Raw genomic sequence first — 17,997 nt, forward strand, 5'->3', positions numbered from 1 at the left:
TAATATGAACAGGCAATGGGTGTTAATTACCGGTGGTAGCCGTGGCATTGGCCGCGCATTGGTCGAAGAGCTTGCCAAAGAGTGGAATGTTGTTTTTACCTGGCGCAACGGTGAACAGCAGAGCCGCGATGTCATTGCAAGCTGTGAAGGGCTGCCCGGTCAAGTGACCTGCTATCGCTGTGATGGTAGCAATGAAGCGGATGTTGATACGCTGGCACCGCAATTGCTGGAAAAATACGGCCCACCCGGCGCGGTAATTCATAATGCAGGCATTACTGGCGATAGTTTACATATTCAGCAAAATGGTGATAACTGGCGCAGTGTGCTGGATACCAATCTGAATGCGGTTTTCTACTGGAATAAGCATGTCTTGCCGCAAATGATGATGCAGGGCGAGGGGGCAGTCTTGCTGATGTCTTCAGTGAGTGCGATTAAAGGCAATATCGGCCAGAGCGCCTATGGTGCCAGTAAAGCGGCGCTGATTGGTCTGGGGCGTTCGCTGGCGCTTGAGATGGGGCGTTTTAATATTCGCGTTAACTGCCTGCTGCCTGGCGTTATCGACAGCGATATGACCCGCGACATGCCTGCTGATGCCTTAAAAGGATTACGTAAGCAGATACCATTACGCCGCTTAGGGAATGCGCAAGAAGTCGCTCGCGTTAGTGCCTTTATGATAGGTAACGACAGCCGTTATATGACCGGGCAGACTTTGGTGTTAGATGGCGGGTTGACGGCGTGATACCGTTATAAAAATTGCCAAGGATGGTAATGCCATTAAAACCATACGTGATTGCCAGCCCAGATAAGCTGGCAATCAACAGTTGCTACTTAGAAATTAATCCGGAAACCAATGTTGGCCATCACCGGTGACTCAATATGCGTGCCTTTACGATAATTGGCTTCAGCATAAACCGAAGTTTGTTTAGTCAGGCTAACATCCATGCCCAGCCCGTATTTAGCCGTATTGCCAGAGAAATCATTATTAAAATCATTTTCTTGGTTGATGGTCACCGTGTTGGATGTCATAAACTCTTGTTCTATTGCGACCTTGGCGTAAGGACGAATGATTGCACCATTTTTCAGGTCAAATTTCGTTCCAACGTGAGTCCCTAATTCGCTTTTTGCTGAACGATTATCATCAATACTCGCTTTCATACCATTATTGAGTGCAATATCTTTAGCTTGTGCGGTGTAATAACTGGCACGAGCATAAGGTTCAACAAACCAATTATCAGACAGTTTGTAATGATAACCTATCTCAAGTGAACCACCTGCAGCATGTTGATTGTAATCGCTTTGTGCTGAACCGCCGTTTGTCATATTTGCATTCAGTGAGTTGTTAAAGCGGTTAGCCTTCAGGACAGTGTCAATATAATAGCCGCTGTTATCGAAATAACTGCCGTAAGCGCCCAGGCTATAACTATCAACCTTACTGTGCCCGCCACGAGCATGCTTCAAACTGTTATTGCTATAAGAAGTAAAACCACCCAAGACTAACTTGCCTGAAGATAAACCAAATACCTTATCTGTGCCTATTTCAAAACCATCTTGCTGTAAACGATATGCAGCACCATGGGCAGCATTGACACGCGTATTATTGGTTAAATAGCGGCCCCAAACACTGGCGTTTTCACCTTTACTGCTATTTAAATCACCTTTGCGCAAACGCAGATTTTGCAATTCACCATCAAAAATAAACTGGTTAGCTGAGGCCATACTTAATACAGCATCTGTAGATGGTGTTGTTTTCATTTCTATTTCTGGGGTTGGACCAGGGGCAAGACCTGCATCCAGAGTACTACCCAAATACCACAAGTTCCCCCCAGCTCGTGTCGAGTTATCCCACTTTTTCAAGCCGTAAACGTATGTACCACCGTCAATTTCAGTGATATTGGCTCCCGAGAATGAAGCCAGTGAGAATTGTGCTTGACCACTGAGATCGTGGATAAGGTCTAAGGTCGTCTCGCCCGGAGCGGTTATTTCGGCGCCAGAGTCATTTACCATCACTTTGTGCGAACCACTGGCATTCGCGATAGTGACAAAGTTGCCTTTGCCTTCGGCAATCGAGGTGTTGAACAGGAAAGAACCTGCACCGGAAAGTGTACCAATATTTAATGAGGTATAATGACTGCCAGTACCTGACTGAAAGGCTACCTCGCCTCCATTTAAAATCAATTCATCAACAGTTGCTGAGGCATTATTTGCGGCATTATATCGTACGACTAAACGGGTATTTTCACCGTTAAGAACTACATTTTGAGCATATGCCCCATTAGTCTCATTAGTATCAAGATAAATAGCAGCAGCATTATTAACTTGTGTCAGCCCGGTTAATTTTCCTCCGGCCCGAACCCAAGAATAAGCACTATCAAATAAGGTGGTATCTTGTGATTCACCACCCGCATATATATTTTGGTATGAGGTTCCGTTAAGTATTGTAGTGCTAGCAAGCCCAGAATCATCAATGCGTTGGTAGGCGTTATCATAAAATTTCGCACCAACACTATGACCATTTGCAGCTACAATTTGACGGCTAGAATCCACAAATTCAGAATCATATGATGTGGCTTTGGTATCCCAGTTCCGATCTTCTCTCTTTATACCCCATAGCATTTCATAGGAGGTATCTTGATAGCGGCTATTAGTAATATAAGGGTTGAATTCGATACTGCCATCTTCCTTAGTCTCAGTATAAGTTGAGCCATCCATAGCAAACTGAGTAGAGACAATCACCGCTGAGTTACCTTTGGCTATTGTCTGATCAGCCGATGTCATGACCCACATCAGGCTATTATTCAATGTGGTATTTTCTGCCCGACCTTCATAAGTGGGGCCACCTTGATAATGAGTGCCAGTGATAGTAAAAGTACTGTTATTGACTTCGGTATAACGGATAGTGCCCAAGGCAACGGATGAAGCGAAATAATTGTGAGGATAATATAACTTATATCCTTCACCATTAAAGACAAAATGATTATCTGCAGTGCCGGCTGTTACACCGTCTCCCAGCGAAATACTGTGAAATTCGCCCGCACCGAATTTAGTTTGTTCGCAAATATCACTGACTACATAATCGCCACAGGGGGCTGCATTTACAGTCATAGAACTTGAGGCATAAATAATAGATGAAATAGCAATGCTTAAATAGGTTCTTTTTATATGGGTATTCATTACGACAAGCTTCCTGGTTGTTTTATTAATTTATTGGTATTTACGTATTCTCATTTGATACGTTATTGTTTAAGGTGCTTATTGATTTAATAAATGAAGTTCATAACTGATATGGTTATGATTATTTGAACTGATTGATTAATTCAAATTAATAAATTTATATGGCCTAAATCAGAGAAGGGATGGTAACAAACTAACGAATGGCAAAGTATGAGGACATAGCCCAATCTCTGTGGGAAATTTCCCATAAAGGCGTGAAAGTGATCCAGATCAATATTCGGGAGGCAGAGGGGGATATTCCGAAAATCATACCGTCTAAGCAATATTTTAGCTGCTGGTGAGGGAAAATATCCGCAGAGAGTGAGTTATGCGGATATTGAGATATAACTTCTTGTTATTGGTGTGGAATATATTCCCCGGTCAGGCTTTCAAGGAAAGCGACGATATAATTAATATCCTGTGGTAGCAGGTTAGTACCCACCTGATATTTCAACATCATTTCAACTGCCTGATTCAAATTCTCAGCTTGAGCATCGTGGAAATAAGGGGCTGTCAGAGCAATATTACGCAGACCCGGTGTTTTAAAGCGGTAGGTTGCTTTGACATTTATGGTTTTTATCCAGCCAATACCCCATTCATTGAATGGGGTTGTCTCTGGGCTGTGCTGAGTGACGGTTGAGTTTTATCAAGCGACTAGGCGCGTTTATTATGGCGCGCCCAATTATCACGACTCTTCTGCCATTTTTTTTAACCACCGAACAAAGGCATTAATTTTCGGCCATTGTCGGTCGGACAGTGTCGAGATGTAATAGCGTTGCTCACACTTCACCTCCATGCCGGGGAACGGCATAATTAGCTCTTCATTTTCCAGCCGTTTAGTCACCAATTTTTTACGTCCCATGGCAACACCAACATGATTCATGGCGGCAATAATTGCCAAGTCTGAGCGGTCAAAACCCATACTGCGCTGCATGGGATCTATCTCAAAACCAGCTTGTTGACCCCAGCTGTTCCACTCACTGCTATCGGAATCATAACTCCAGGCTTGTCGGTCATGCAGCAAAGTACATTGCCTAAGATTGTTCAGATTACCCTTAAGCTGATGTTTTTGTGCATATTCCGGGCTGCATACTGGCACCATTGATTCATCCATCAAGTGTTGGTAGGACAATTTCTCCGGTATTTTGTCGTCAAAATAAATAGCCAAATCAATGCCGCCGCCCTGAAAGTTGACATTTTCATTGCCGGTCAAAATATTCAAACTAATGGCGGGATAGTGATGGGCGAAATCAGCCAGTTTGGGTACCAGCCAGCATTGGGCAATGGAGGGGCGAGAATAAACGGTAAGTGTGCCAGACAGTTCCTGATTCTTTATTTCCAGAATTTCTTGATTCAGATATTCCAGAGAAGATTTTAGTACCCAAAATACTCTTTCTCCCTCACTGGTCAGTTCCACTTTGCGGTGAAAACGCTGGAATAGCTTGAAACCTAATTCCTCTTCAAGGCTATTAATCCGGTGGCTGACGGCGCTCGGGCTTATCGATAACTCATCGGCGGCCAGCGCAAACGAGCAATGTCGCGCGGCAATTTCAAACGTATAGAGCTTAGATAGCTGATAGCCATTCAATAACTTATTACGGGTGATATAGCTTTTTTCCGGGTACATAGCGGCCTCTCAGACAATCTATTGTATCCAGATAGCATACCGCAATGACCGACAAAGTAGATGTTTAAGATTATCTAATATGATTCAAACCAGGGTTAATAGAGAAACTTTGACCGATATTGCATTTTTGATTCAATCTGGCTCATCTGAAAGGCGTTTTTTATCATTTGTCAGTACCGGCCAATTCTTATTCAATGGAGGCAGAACTTATTATTAGAAGAGGTTGGCTATGGACTCACAAATATGGGTAGTGGGGACGTTATTAACGAGCATCATTATTATTATTTTCACCATTGTAAAACTGAAAATACATCCTTTCCTCGCCCTGTTATTAGCCAGTTTTTATGTCGGGCTATTGATGGGTATGAATCCACTGGAGATGGTGAACTCCATTGAAGGAGGGATTGGCGGAACATTGGGTTTCCTGGCAGCAGTGATTGGGCTGGGAACCATCTTAGGGAAAATGATGGAAATATCCGGTGCAGCTGAGCGCATCGGTATCACCTTGCAGCGCTGTCGATGGCTATCACCGGATGTCACTATGGTGCTGGTTGGGTTAATCTGCGGTATTACCCTGTTTGTTGAAGTTGGGGTTGTCTTATTGATTCCATTGGCATTTTCTATTGCCAAAAAAACCAATACCTCATTGTTGAAGTTGGCTATCCCGCTGTGTACGGCGCTGATGGCGGTGCATTGTGTCGTGCCACCACATCCGGCAGCTATGTATGTTACCAATGCCCTAGGGGCTGATATTGGTACAGTAATTGTTTACGGCTTGGTCGTCGGGCTGGCCGCGTCATTAATCGGTGGGCCGCTGTTCCTGCGCATTGTGGGTCAACGCTTGCCATTTAAAGCAGTGCCGCAAGCATTTTCCGAAGTGAAAATCCGTAATGAGGATGAATTACCGTCCTTGGGGGCTACTTTATTTACTGTATTACTGCCGATTATTTTGATGTTAGCAAAAACGGCTGCCGAGCTGAATATGGAAAAGGGCACCACGCTCTATTTAATATTAGAGTTCATCGGCAACCCAATTACTGCCATGTTTATTGCGGCGTTTGTTGCCTATTACACATTAGGCATTCGGCAAAATATGGGTATGAGTACCCTGTTGGCAAAAACGGAAGAGAGCTTTTCTTCTATCGCCAATATTCTATTAATCATCGGTGCTGGTGGGGCATTTAACGGAATATTAAAAGCCAGCGGGTTGGCAGATTCGTTGGCGGTAATTTTATCAAATCTGGATATGCACCCCATTCTATTGGCATGGTTGGTCGCACTGATTCTGCATGCTGCGGTGGGTTCTGCGACGGTTGCGATGATGGGGGCAACTGCCATTGTTTCACCAATTTTACCGATGTACCCCAATGTCAGCCCAGAGATTATTACTCTGGCTATCGGCTCCGGCGCAATTGGTTTCACCATCGTCACTGACTCGCTATTCTGGTTAGTAAAACAATATTGCGGCGCGACGCTAAGCGAGACATTTAAATATTACACCACCGCGACCTTTATCGCGTCGGTGATTGCATTGGGTACCACTTTCCTGCTTTCTTACATCATATGATCGAAAAGAGACATTCTATGAACAGCACTAAAATTGATAAATTAATTACCGACTATCCATTGGTCAAAAATCTTATCAATCTGGAAGAGGTGACGTGGTTTAATCCGCAGGCGACCACCCTTGAAAAGGGGCTGCCTTATGTCGGGTTGTCGCAGCAGGATGTTGCCGATGCCGAGGCCCGGTTGCAACGTTTTGCCCCTTATTTGTGCCAGGCATTTCCTGAAACACAAAAAACAAAGGGTATTATCGAGTCGGACATTGTGGCTATCCCTGCCATGCAGAATGCCTTGCAACAGCGCTATGGGGTGGAGATAACGGGTCGCTTATTGTTAAAGAAAGACAGTCACTTGCCTATTTCCGGCTCCATTAAAGCCCGTGGTGGTATTTATGAAGTACTAACCCATGCGGAAAAACTGGCGCTACAGGCCGGTTTATTGCAAGAAACCGATGATTACAGCAAGTTGTTTTCCGATGATTTTCGCCAGTTCTTCAGTCAATACCGCATTGCGGTAGGGTCAACTGGCAATCTGGGAATGTCAATTGGCATCATGAGTGCCAAGTTGGGGTTCAGTGTCAGTGTGCATATGTCCGCTGATGCCCGTGAATGGAAAAAACGTAAACTACGCGAACATGGCGTCAATGTGGTTGAGTATGCACAGGACTACGGCGTGGCGGTGGCGCAGGGGCGCAAGCAGGCGGAGTCTGATCCAAATTGCTTCTTTATCGATGATGAAAATTCACCCACCTTATTCTTAGGGTATTCGGTGGCGGGCGGCCGGTTGAAACAGCAGTTCGCCGAGCAACAGATAGTGGTAGATGAAAATCATCCGTTATTCGTTTATCTCCCCTGTGGTGTGGGCGGAGGCCCTGGTGGGGTGGCGTTCGGATTGAAACTGGCCTTCGGTGACCATGTGCATTGTATTTTTGCCGAGCCAACTCATTCGCCGTGCATGTTATTGGGGGTTTATACCGGTTTGCATGATGGCATTGCTGTGCAAGACATCGGTATTGATAACATTACTGCCGCAGATGGTTTGGCCGTCGGACGGGCATCCGGCTTTGTTGGTCGGGCTATGGAGCATTTACTGGATGGGTTCTATACCTTAAGTGATGCTGAAATGTATGACCTGCTTGGTTTGCTCAATCAGTATGAAGGTATTCGACTGGAGCCGTCGGCATTAGCGGGGATGCCAGGCCCGGCGCGGGTTAGCAGCAGTTCGGATTATTTAGATCAGCATCATTTTAGCGCCGAGAAAATGCGTAATGCGACCCATCTGGTTTGGGCGACAGGAGGTGGTATGGTGCCGGTTGAAGAGATGGAGAAATACCTCGCAACCGCCAAAATTTGATATTTACCCTGCACAGAAAAAGCGCAAATTTGCACTTTTTCTGTGCGTTTAGCCTGCACTGACTCAATCACTTTCCTATCCTTTCATTATCCTGCTCATGCTGGTTATTCAGCACTAAATAAAAATAGATATTTAACTACAGTCAGTTACTAAAAATCCTTTCACTTATTTTCTCCCTCGGCCCTCGCTGGCACAGTTCATGCTTATGTCATTACATTCAAGTTACTTGAATACACTTCACACTACTTTAAATGGGGCGGCAATCATGACACGACGTAAACAGGCGATACCTCTGTGCTGGGCAATGCTGTGTGCTGCCAGCGTATTTTCTGGCGCGGTTCACAGCGCAGATTTGCTGGACAAAATTAAAGCCGATAAGACGATAACCATTGCAACTGAAGCGCGTTATGCACCTTTTGAGTCGGTAGAGAATGGCAAGATTGTGGGGTATGACGTTGATTTAATGAACCATATTTTGCAGAAAAGCCTACCGGGTGTCGAAGTTAAGCAACTTGATTTACCTTTCCAGGGCATCTTGCCCGGCCTTGATGCCAAGAAATTCGATTTTGTCGTCACCGCCGTGACGGTGAACAAACAGCGCATGGATCACTTCGCGTTTACTGTGCCGATTGCCGAATCGACTGTAGCGCTACTCAAGCGTGACAACGATAGCTCTATCAATTCGTTAGATGACTTGAGTGGCAAAGTGGTCGGCTCTCAAGCCGGTTCGGGTCAGCTCCAGGTGTTGCAAGAGTTTGATAAAAAACTGAAAGCCAGCGGTAAGCCGGGCATCAAAGAAATTAAACAGTATGTCTCTTTCGACGAAGCCTATGCAGATCTTGCGAACCAGCGCTTGGATGGTGTCGCTCAATCACTCGCCAACCTTGGCCCATTGATCAAAACCCGTCCGGGCGTCTTTACCACCCTGAAACCCATGTTAGGGCCAACCACCTATTTTGGCTGGGTTGGGCGTAAAGGTGATGACAGTGCAACCTTGGTGAAGCTGTTCAGCGATGGCATTAGTGAAGCTAACCGCGACGGTACCATGAAAGCATTACAGCAGAAATGGTTCGGCTTCGTGATGGATGTTCCGGCTGATCAGATGCCAGCACCAAGTTTGTAAGAGGACTGATGATGGGGGAATTTTTCCAATTACTGAGGTCGTGGCTGCCGATGTTGATAGACGGCGCGGTGACCACCGCCTCGCTGTGCATCGTGGCTATTGTTGCCGGTTTCTTTATCGGTGTGGTGATTTACCTGATGGAAAGCGGCCACTCACGATTGGGAAGAGGGTTCGCCCGTATCTATATCAGTTTGTTTCGCGGCACGCCGGTTCTGGCTCAGGTTCTATTGTGTTTTTACCTGCCGGGAGAGTTGGGATTGTCAGTTCCCGGTTATCTGGCTGCGGTGTTGGCACTCACACTCAATACCGCAGCCTATCAATCACAAATCTTACGCAGTGGTTTTAATGCTATCCCGCCGGGGCAGTTAGAAGCCGCGGCAATGTGCGGATTAAGCCCGCGCCAGACCTTGTGGCATATCCAAATTCCACAAGTGTTGCGCCTGACCTTGCCATCACTGATTTCAGAGCTAATTGATGTGATTAAGGCCTCGGCAGTGGTATCGGTCATCGCCATCACCGATTTGATGCGGGTGGGGCAGCAGTTGGCATCGGCGACCTACCGCCCATTAGAGGTGTATATCGCGATTGCGTTGTCTTATCTGGTGCTGACCAGCTTGCTGGCACTGTTAGGCAATTATGTTGAACGGCGCTGGCATAAGGAGAGCCGATGAACGATTTCTTCCTTTATCTGCCGGACTTTGCTCGCGCATTGGGTGTCACGCTGGGTATTAGCATGAGTGCGGCGATCATTGGAGCTTTTGCCGGGTTTATCTTGCAGGCGGTGTGCCGTAATAGCCGTTGGTTGTTCTGGCCCTGGCGCACCTATGTGTGGCTGATTCGCGGCACACCTTATCTGGCGCAGCTAGCGGTGTTTTATTTCGGTTTACCCGCTATCGGCGTGACGCTAAGTGCGGTTGAGGCCACGGTGATATCGCTGGCCATTTACAGCTCTGCTTATTTTGGCGAAATCTTCCGCACCGCGTGGAAAAGCATCGGACACGGGCAGCTGGAAGCTGCGCAAGTACATGATATTTCAGCGTGGAAAAGTTTTTGGTATATCCAAACGCCGCAAGCTTTGCGCTTTAGTTTACCGCTACTGGGTAATCAGTTCATTTTGACCATTAAAGAGAGCGCCGTGGCATCGATTATCACGGTGCCGGAGTTGACCATGACCACTGGGCAGATAGTCGCCAATACCTACACCTATATTGTGCCTTATACCTTGTTGATCCTCAGTTATTGGCTGCTGGCACAAGGTGTCAGTGTTGGTGTGCGCTTACTCAGTCGTCAGGCCATAGAGGGATAATATGACGAGTCACGAACCCATTATTGAATTACGCCAGCTAGGCAAATCCTTTGCGGCTAATCGGGTGTTGGCAGGAATTAACTTGACGGTCAATGCCGGTGAAATTGTCACCTTAATTGGCCCCTCTGGTTCAGGGAAAACCACCGCGTTACGTTGCATGAATTTCCTCGAAGCCTATGACGAGGGTGAAGTCCTGATCAAAGGGCAATTACTGGGTTATAGCAGTGCAGGGCGTGAAGCAAAACACCGTGATAGCGCGGCGTTAATTGCTGAAGTGCGCCGCCCACTGGCAATGGTATTCCAGCAATTCAATTTGTGGCCGCACATGACGGTGCTGGAAAATGTTTGTGCACCCTTGATTCTGGGGAAAAAACTGTCACGCGATGAAGCACGCAAAAAAGCGGCCGCGGCATTGGCTCAGGTCGGGATGTCGGATAAGGCGCAAGCCCGCCCATCGCGATTATCCGGCGGGCAGCAGCAGCGGGTGGGCATTGCCAGAGCATTGGCTCTGGAGCCGGAGTTATTGTTACTTGATGAGCCGACTTCCGCCCTTGACCCAGAGCGGGTGGAGGAGGTGCTGGATGTGATTAAGGCACTGGCAAACAACGGCATGACCATGGTGATGGTGACACATGAAATGTCGTTCGCTGCGAAAATTTCGTCCCGCGTGGTGTTTATGGCTGACGGCTCAATTGTTGAAAGTGGTGCGCCCGCGACTTTATTCCGCCAACCGCAGACTGACCGGTTGAAATCATTTCTTGCACCGTGGTTTAAACGGCCACTGCAACTAGATGAACCGGAGGTCGGGCATGCTTAATCGCGCAGGTGTTCAGGTTGCCGGTCATATTAGCCAACAGCGCTTAATGGGTAAATTGGCGCAACTGGCCCGCTTTGGTGCGTTGGAGAACGGCGGTGTTAATCGACAAGCTTTATCCGCTGAAGAATTAGAAGCCAGAGCATGGCTCATTGACTGGGCCTATACATTAGGCTGCGAAGTGATGACTGATGACTGCGCAAACCTGTTTATTCGCCGCGCCGGCCGTGAAGATTTACCGCCGGTAGTGACGGGCAGCCATATTGATACTCAACCTTGCGGCGGCAATCTTGATGGTTGCTATGGCGTCATTGCCGGTATGGAGTGTTTGAGCGCTCTGGCGCAGGCCGGAGTCACTACTTTGCGCCCGATTGAAGTGGCGGTTTGGATGAACGAAGAGGGCAGCCGATTCTCTCCCGGAGCTATGGGGTCGAGTGTCTTTGTGCAACCGCAGCGTTTGACCAATTATCTGAATAATCAGGATGTACAGGGCGAGACCTTAGTGCAGGCGCTGACACGCTGCCATCAGCGTTTTCCACATTTACCACGTCGTGCCACCTTGCCCTTGGCGGCTTTTGTCGAATTGCATATCGAGCAGGGGCCGGTACTGGAACAAGCCAATCAGCCGTTAGCACTAGTGCAAGGTATCCAGGGCGTGCGTTGGTATCAGGTCACCTGTCTGGGGCAATCGGCCCATGCGGGCACCACGCCGATGGCGGATCGCCAGGATGCGATGTCACTGGCCCGCCAGACAGTTCAGCAGTTGGAACAACGAGCCACCGCACTGCCAGCAGATGAATTACGCCTGACTTTTGGCCGCTGGGAGATTGAGCCAAATGCCATTAATACCATTGCCGGTCGTGCCACCTTCACCCTCGATTTCCGCCATGCCAGTCCTATGGTATTAGCGCAGTTCGATGATTGGATGCAGCAGATAGCTGCGGATAACGTGGTAGTCGAGTGCGTATTCAGTCATGCACCGGTGGCCTTCAATACACAGCTATTGGCACAACAATATGCTTGCACCCTGGCATTAGAGATAGAAACCGCGACGCTGACTTCCGGTGCATTTCACGATGCGATGCATCTGGCCAGTCATTGCCCGACCAGTATGTTTTTCGTTCCCAGCCATAACGGCATCAGTCATAACCCGGCTGAATATACAGACCCTCAGTATCTGTACCTCGGCGCGAAGGCTTTAGCCTGTTGCCTGACAGAACTGGCAAATCAACCCATAGGAGTTACCCATGAGCACCCACACTTATCCTGCTTGCTGTGAAAAAGACAACGGTAGCGCGCTGGGCACTAATGCCACGTTATCCTCGCCCATTTCTATTGATGGGACGCCGGTGATTGGCGAAGTGTATACCGTTCCTGCCCGCTGTGGCCGGGCGGTGCGCTTAAAAAAAGGGCAGGTTATCCGCATTATCAACACTCCCGGCAGTCAGGTGTGTGACACCTGGTTATTTAATAGCGCCGATCTGAGTGAGTTCTCATCAATGGAACACACTCGTGCATTTATTGATAAAATCATTCCTCAGCCGGGAGATGCACTGGTCACCAATCAGCGCCGTATCATCGGCACATTGCTAACTGATACTTCACCCGGTGTGCATGACACGTTGATTGCGGCTTGTGACCTTTATCGCTATAGCAACATGGGGATCACTGAATACCACGACAGTTGTGCCGATAATATGCGTTTAGCGTTGAATGCGATCGGGCTGCGCGCGCGCGAAGTGCCACAACCCTTGAACCTGTGGATGAATACGCCCGTCAATCCGGATTACACCATTTCCTGGTTACCGACGGTGAGCAAAGCGGGTGATTATGTTGAGATTCGTGCCGAGCTGGAATGCATTGTTGTGATGTCTGCTTGCCCGCAAGACATTGTGCCAATCAATGGCTGTAACCCACAGGATGTGCATTTTAGCGTCGCTGAATAAGGGTGCATTGCGTTCTGTATTGATAACGTTGCCCGGCAAGGATACGCCGGGTGTTTGAGTTTCTTTGAGCAGCAGACATCAACTTATGAAAAAAAACGGCGATAACGGCGGTTTTGTTTTATCTGATTTAGGGATGCGTTTACGTCATGCCCGTGTGGCGCAGGACATCACGTTAAAGCAGCTAGCGCTCAAGGTGGGATGCTCAGAGAGTTTATTGTCGAAACTGGAAAATGAGGTAGCGTCGCCCTCGCTGGCTATGTTGCACCGGCTCGCCAGCGCTTTGGAAACTAATATTTCGGATTTGATGGCCGAAAGTTGGGTGGCAGACTCACCGGTGTTGAAACCGGAGCAGCGGATCCGTAAACGGTTTGTGCACCGTAATAAGAAAGGTGGCATTGCGCTGGAAAATCTGACGCATCACCACAAAGGTGGGTTGTTGCAGGGAAACATTCATATCATTGAGCCGGGTGTCGCCAGTGATGGGCAGATAGAACACCACGGTGAGGAGATGGGATACGTGCTGGAAGGGGAAATTGCCCTGTATTTGGGTGAAGAAACCTATACCCTCAGCGTGGGTGATTCCTTTTATTTTCCCAGTAATGTGCCCCATGGTTATCGCAATATTGGTGAATCAGTCGCGAAGGTGCTGTGGGTGAATACCCCGGTGACCTTCTGATTTTATGCCGAGGGAGATGTTGGGTTGCTATCTGGCTGATATAAAATCTGTCAGCAGATCATTTCCTTCTGGCTGTTTTTATATTTATGATATTTTATCTATTTTAAACCCAGTGTTTTACCTTATTTATTAATGTTGGCATTAAGTGGAGTCTAATGCTGCTATTTTAAATAATGTTATGGATGAAAAATGAAAATTGGTGACTTTGGGTTTCCTGTTTATCAAAAGACTGATTCAGCGGATAAAGTTAATCAGATGGTTAAAAGTGAACCCTATATTACTGGCCATCCTGATGATTTAATTGAGAATTATAATGGTGAATTAGACTTTCCAGACTCTGAATCATCAAAGATTGTTTGCCGTCACCTGGCAGCACAATATGCTCTCGATGTACTTAGTAATGAGGAGCGCGGTAAAGTCAAAATGAAAGACTACTCTAATGAAGAGAGTATATGTGGCCATGTGTCAAAGGATACGGAACGGTACTTTCATGATGTTTTTTCTAAATCTCAAACAGTTTATCTAATTAATAATAATGATTTTGGTTCTGCATTAATTGATAATTTTCAAGTCATGGAACGTAATGGAGAGACTCACCGCGCATTACTTCTTTCAACTCATCACCATGTTATGGCTGTGCGCCTGAATATTAAAGAGACCTCCAAGAGGTACTATGTAATAAATTTCTATGATCCCAATGTCACTGACCATACCTTACGTTGTAAGGTGGATGATTTAGCCTTATTAAAAAGCCATACATTAGAAAGTTATATTAATATAGGTTATTATTACATATATTATAATAACAATGATGATTATAAAATAATGCAACTCTATGTGTGTGAAAACCCTGGCATTCTTTCTGAAAGAACAATAAATAACGAAAGAAAGTTGACACCGTTAAAGGGGACTGAGCCCCCATCCCTTTCTTCTTATCTGTTATGTAAGCTATTACAGAATAGATATTTTATAGAGGTAGAAAAGAGAATTAATGAAATGATATCTCAACCTCTAATGTCGTCAGACGATATTTATCATCTATTGAAATACTGTGATCCGTTATTTGGTCCTCCGCTTTTTTTTGCATTAACACAGGATCAGTTTTTGATGGTGGCTGTTTTAGGAAAGTTAATCAAATTATTGCCTGAGGAGCAGCGCAAGGCACTATTAGACACAACAAATAGCCAAGGTGCTCCAGGTCTGTTTATCGCCCTTAAGGAGGGGAATGTCCGTAGCATAGCAGCATATGGCAAGTTACTCGATTTGATAACTGATGATGACCGTGCAGAACTGTTGGATATAGATAGTGTGACAGAGCAGCACTATTTTTTTCTAATATTAAAGCATGGAAATATGAACACGTTCGCTGCGTCTGTTGAATTAATGAAACATTTATCAGCGTCTGAAACGGAAAAATTTATGGCTGTCAAAGATAAGAACGGAACGCAGTTGTTATCACTTTATGCGCAACGTTATATAAGAGAAGTCGAATAATAAAAACGCCGCCACTTAATATTAACCAGCGGCATTTTGTTATTACAGTGAGTTAGCTTCTATTACCCCGCGCCGCAATAATTGCGTCGGCAACATTACGTGGTGCTTCAGCGTAATGCTTGAATTCCATGGTATAAGTCGCACGACCTTGTGACATGGAACGCAATACTGTGGAGTAGCCGAACATTTCGGATAACGGCACTTCGGCACGGATAATTTTCCCGCCACCGATCATCTCTTCCATCCCTTGCACCAGGCCACGACGAGAGGAAAGGTCGCCCATTACATTACCGGCATACTCTTCCGGTGTTTCGACCTCGACACTCATCACTGGCTCCAGAATTACCGGTGAGGCGAGTTTGGCGGCTTCTTTGAAACCGAAGATGGCGGCCATTTTAAACGCCAATTCTGATGAATCGACTTCGTGATAGGAACCGAACGTCAGAGTGACCTTCACATCCACCACCGGATAACCGGCCAAAACCCCGGTATTGGTGGCTTCGATCACACCTTTTTCGACCGCTCCGATAAACTCACGCGGCACCACACCGCCTTTAGTGGCATCGACAAAAGCAACACCGCTACCCGGCTCCTGGGGTTCGAGGGTAAAGACCACGTGGCCATATTGCCCTTTACCACCAGACTGACGGACAAATTTACCGTCTACATCGGTCACTGTCTTACGTACTGTTTCGCGGTAAGTCACCTGCGGTTTGCCGATATTGGCTTCCACACCGAACTCACGTTTCATGCGGTCAACAATGATTTCCAGATGCAGCTCACCCATACCGGAGATAATAGTCTGGCCAGACTCTTCATCAGTACGGATACGGAATGACGGATCCTCTGATGCCAGCCGTTGCAGTGCGATACCCATTTTCTCCTGATCCGCCTTGGTCTTCGGCTCAATGGCTTGTGAAATAACCGGTTCAGGGAATTCCATGCGCACCAGCGTAATCACTGCATCCGGGTCGCACAGGGTTTCCCCAGTGGTCACATCCTTCAACCCCACACAAGCCGCGATATCACCAGCACGGATTTCATCCACTTCAATCCGATTATTGGCATGCATCTGAACAATACGGCCAATACGCTCTTTCTTACCGCGAATTGGGTTGTAAACACTGTCACCTTTGCTCAGCACGCCGGAATAGACGCGCACGAAAGTCAGCTGACCGACATACGGGTCAGTCATTAATTTGAACGCCAGCGCCGAGAATTTTTCGTTATCATCGGCTTTACGGCTGACTTCATTTCCGTCTTCATCGGTGCCGCTGACCGGCGGAATATCCACGGGTGATGGCATCAATTCAACCACCGCATCCAACATGCGCTGCACACCTTTGTTCTTAAAGGCGCTGCCGCACAACATGGGCTGGATTTCACCGGCAATGGTCCGAATACGCAGACCTTGGGTGATTTCATCCACCGTAAGGTCACCGGTTTCCAGATATTCTGTCATCAGCGCTTCAGAGGCTTCAGCCGCCTCGGAGACCATTCTCTCGCGCCACTCATTGGCTGTCGCCAGCAAGTTTTCCGGAATTGGCTCATAGCTAAATGTCATGCCTTGAGACTCTTCATCCCAGATAATGGCGCGCATAAGTCGTAAATCCACCACACCAGTAAAGTGTTCTTCACTGCCGATCGGAATCACAATGGGCACTGGATTAGCTTTCAGACGATCAATCATCATCTGGCGTACGCGGAAAAAATCAGCGCCGGGGCGGTCCATTTTATTAACGAATGCCAGACGTGGAACCCGGTATTTATTGGCCTGCCGCCAGACGGTTTCGGATTGTGGCTGCACACCACCGACCGCGTCATACACCATGACCGCACCATCAAGTACCCGCATAGAACGTTCCACCTCAATGGTGAAATCCACGTGCCCAGGGGTGTCGATAATATTGATACGGTGCTCGGGTAAGGTTCTGTCCATACCTTTCCAAAAGCAGGTCACGGCAGCCGATGTAATGGTAATGCCACGTTCCTGCTCCTGCGCCATCCAGTCAGTTGTCGCGCCACCATCATGCACTTCACCCAGCTTATGACTGACGCCGGTGTAGAACAAAATGCGCTCGGTAGTGGTCGTTTTACCAGCGTCGATGTGGGCGGAGATACCGATGTTGCGATAGCGCTCGATAGGAGTTTTACGTGCCATATTAAGTCCTTAAATGATAATGGCAATTTCGGGGTGGGCGGTTTGATGCCCTACCGGGAAGTTGTTGGTTTAAGTTCAGCATTGCTGCTAATGATCATGTGATCGCCACTAGTATAGTTCCATTGTTCGAATATACACGTACAATTTAATTATTTGTTCTGAAAATATGCAATAATAGCGAGGAGCGATGACTGAGGATGCTTCCATCATTGCGCTAGAATTATTAGTAGGGTCAAAATGGAGTATAGGCTATATTGCCGCCCGCTAAGGGCCGTTTGATTTGGCCGAACCCGGTAGTTTGGTGGGGAATTTCCCTGCTGACTGTCACTTATTAATAGGAACACTATGATTGCAAATCACCCTGAGCGTGAGCAGATACGTTTGGAAAATGTGCTGACGGCTTTAGGTAATCCGCTGCGGTTGGCTGTGGTACGCAGACTGGCAGCAGGGGGCGAACATGCATGTGGCACTTTGGTGCACGGGCTATCTAAATCGACCTTAACCCATCATTGGCGAGTACTGCGTGAAAGTGGTGTTATATGGCAACGACCATGCGGGCGTGAAAGTTTGTTATCACTGCGACGTGATGATATTGATGCCCGATTCCCCGGCTTGTTGGATGTGCTACTAAGTGCAGTCGAGAATGATGCGACCACGGATGAGTCAACGGCAAAACATCTGCCGGGGGAGTGAGTTGAGGGCGGCGATATATTTCCCGCCCTCA

At 47.2% G+C, this 17,997-nt stretch carries 15 protein-coding genes and 1 pseudogene; 12 read left to right on the forward strand and 4 right to left on the reverse strand.

Annotated elements, in window-relative coordinates; translation table 11 throughout:
- The first annotated feature begins 4 nt into the window (after positions 1-4).
- Positions 5-739, forward strand: coding sequence for an SDR family NAD(P)-dependent oxidoreductase (locus QSV56_RS05405; protein ID WP_046051542.1), 735 nt, complete (start codon positions 5-7; stop codon positions 737-739).
- Positions 740-828: 89 nt separating this feature from the next.
- On the opposite strand, the gene QSV56_RS05410 is transcribed toward QSV56_RS05405, so the two are convergent.
- The 3 genes and pseudogenes from QSV56_RS05410 to dsdC all read right to left on the reverse strand — a co-directional run bounded on the left by QSV56_RS05410 (position 829) and on the right by dsdC (position 4,837).
- A complete protein-coding gene (locus QSV56_RS05410; protein WP_046051541.1) occupies positions 829-3,171 on the reverse strand; it encodes an autotransporter outer membrane beta-barrel domain-containing protein in 2,343 nt (780 codons plus the stop codon).
- Positions 3,172-3,565: 394 nt separating this feature from the next.
- Positions 3,566-3,763 (reverse strand): annotated as a pseudogene (locus QSV56_RS05415) (cytochrome-c peroxidase); the annotation flags it as partial.
- A 132-nt stretch (positions 3,764-3,895) separates the two neighbouring features.
- Positions 3,896-4,837 carry a DNA-binding transcriptional regulator DsdC gene (gene dsdC, locus QSV56_RS05420; protein ID WP_046695403.1) on the reverse strand — a complete coding sequence of 314 codons (942 nt, stop codon included), beginning with the start codon at positions 4,835-4,837 and terminating at the stop codon, positions 3,896-3,898.
- 229 nt (positions 4,838-5,066) lie between these two features.
- Here dsdC and dsdX point away from each other — a divergent pair, with 229 nt between their 5' ends.
- From dsdX to QSV56_RS05470, 10 genes are all read left to right on the forward strand, one after another.
- On the forward strand, positions 5,067-6,404 hold the full coding sequence (dsdX, locus tag QSV56_RS05425; protein WP_019080413.1) for a D-serine transporter DsdX: 1,338 nt from the start codon (positions 5,067-5,069) through the stop codon (positions 6,402-6,404).
- A gap of 17 nt (positions 6,405-6,421) precedes the next feature.
- The gene (locus QSV56_RS05430) at positions 6,422-7,753 is read left to right on the forward strand and encodes a D-serine ammonia-lyase (protein ID WP_046051540.1); all 1,332 of its coding nucleotides are present in this window, start codon (positions 6,422-6,424) and stop codon (positions 7,751-7,753) included.
- A gap of 265 nt (positions 7,754-8,018) precedes the next feature.
- Entirely contained in the window at positions 8,019-8,876 is an 858-nt protein-coding gene (locus QSV56_RS05435; RefSeq protein ID WP_019080411.1) for a transporter substrate-binding domain-containing protein, read from the forward strand.
- Positions 8,877-8,884: 8 nt separating this feature from the next.
- Positions 8,885-9,547, forward strand: a complete 663-nt coding sequence (locus QSV56_RS05440; protein WP_020424099.1) for an amino acid ABC transporter permease — start codon at positions 8,885-8,887, stop codon at positions 9,545-9,547.
- Positions 9,544-10,182: an amino acid ABC transporter permease gene (locus QSV56_RS05445; protein ID WP_046051537.1), complete on the forward strand. Its 639-nt coding sequence runs from the start codon at positions 9,544-9,546 to the stop codon at positions 10,180-10,182. The genes QSV56_RS05440 and QSV56_RS05445 overlap by 4 nt, the downstream gene beginning before the upstream one ends.
- Position 10,183: 1 nt before the next feature.
- Positions 10,184-10,999: an amino acid ABC transporter ATP-binding protein gene (locus QSV56_RS05450; RefSeq protein ID WP_019080408.1), complete on the forward strand. Its 816-nt coding sequence runs from the start codon at positions 10,184-10,186 to the stop codon at positions 10,997-10,999.
- Positions 10,992-12,275, forward strand: a complete 1,284-nt coding sequence (locus tag QSV56_RS05455; RefSeq protein WP_301211224.1) for a M20 family metallo-hydrolase — start codon at positions 10,992-10,994, stop codon at positions 12,273-12,275. Before QSV56_RS05450 ends, QSV56_RS05455 begins: the two co-directional genes overlap by 8 nt.
- A complete protein-coding gene (locus QSV56_RS05460; protein WP_019080406.1) occupies positions 12,244-12,942 on the forward strand; it encodes a DUF1989 domain-containing protein in 699 nt (232 codons plus the stop codon). Before QSV56_RS05455 ends, QSV56_RS05460 begins: the two co-directional genes overlap by 32 nt.
- Before the next feature lie 85 nt (positions 12,943-13,027).
- Positions 13,028-13,618, forward strand: a complete 591-nt coding sequence (locus QSV56_RS05465; protein WP_019080405.1) for a cupin domain-containing protein — start codon at positions 13,028-13,030, stop codon at positions 13,616-13,618.
- Positions 13,619-13,807: 189 nt separating this feature from the next.
- A complete protein-coding gene (locus tag QSV56_RS05470; RefSeq protein ID WP_301211228.1) occupies positions 13,808-15,112 on the forward strand; it encodes a ShET2/EspL2 family type III secretion system effector toxin in 1,305 nt (434 codons plus the stop codon).
- 52 nt (positions 15,113-15,164) lie between these two features.
- On the opposite strand, the gene fusA is transcribed toward QSV56_RS05470, so the two are convergent.
- Positions 15,165-17,273 (reverse strand): elongation factor G, encoded by a 2,109-nt coding sequence (fusA, locus tag QSV56_RS05475; RefSeq protein ID WP_046051534.1) that lies wholly within the window; start codon positions 17,271-17,273, stop codon positions 15,165-15,167.
- 345 nt (positions 17,274-17,618) lie between these two features.
- Here fusA and QSV56_RS05480 point away from each other — a divergent pair, with 345 nt between their 5' ends.
- Positions 17,619-17,966: a helix-turn-helix transcriptional regulator gene (locus QSV56_RS05480; RefSeq protein ID WP_005167372.1), complete on the forward strand. Its 348-nt coding sequence runs from the start codon at positions 17,619-17,621 to the stop codon at positions 17,964-17,966.
- Positions 17,967-17,997 lie beyond the last annotated feature (31 nt).

Source organism: Yersinia sp. 22-579, assembly GCF_030433455.1.
In the GTDB taxonomy this organism is placed as follows: Bacteria; Pseudomonadota; Gammaproteobacteria; order Enterobacterales; family Enterobacteriaceae; genus Yersinia; species Yersinia enterocolitica.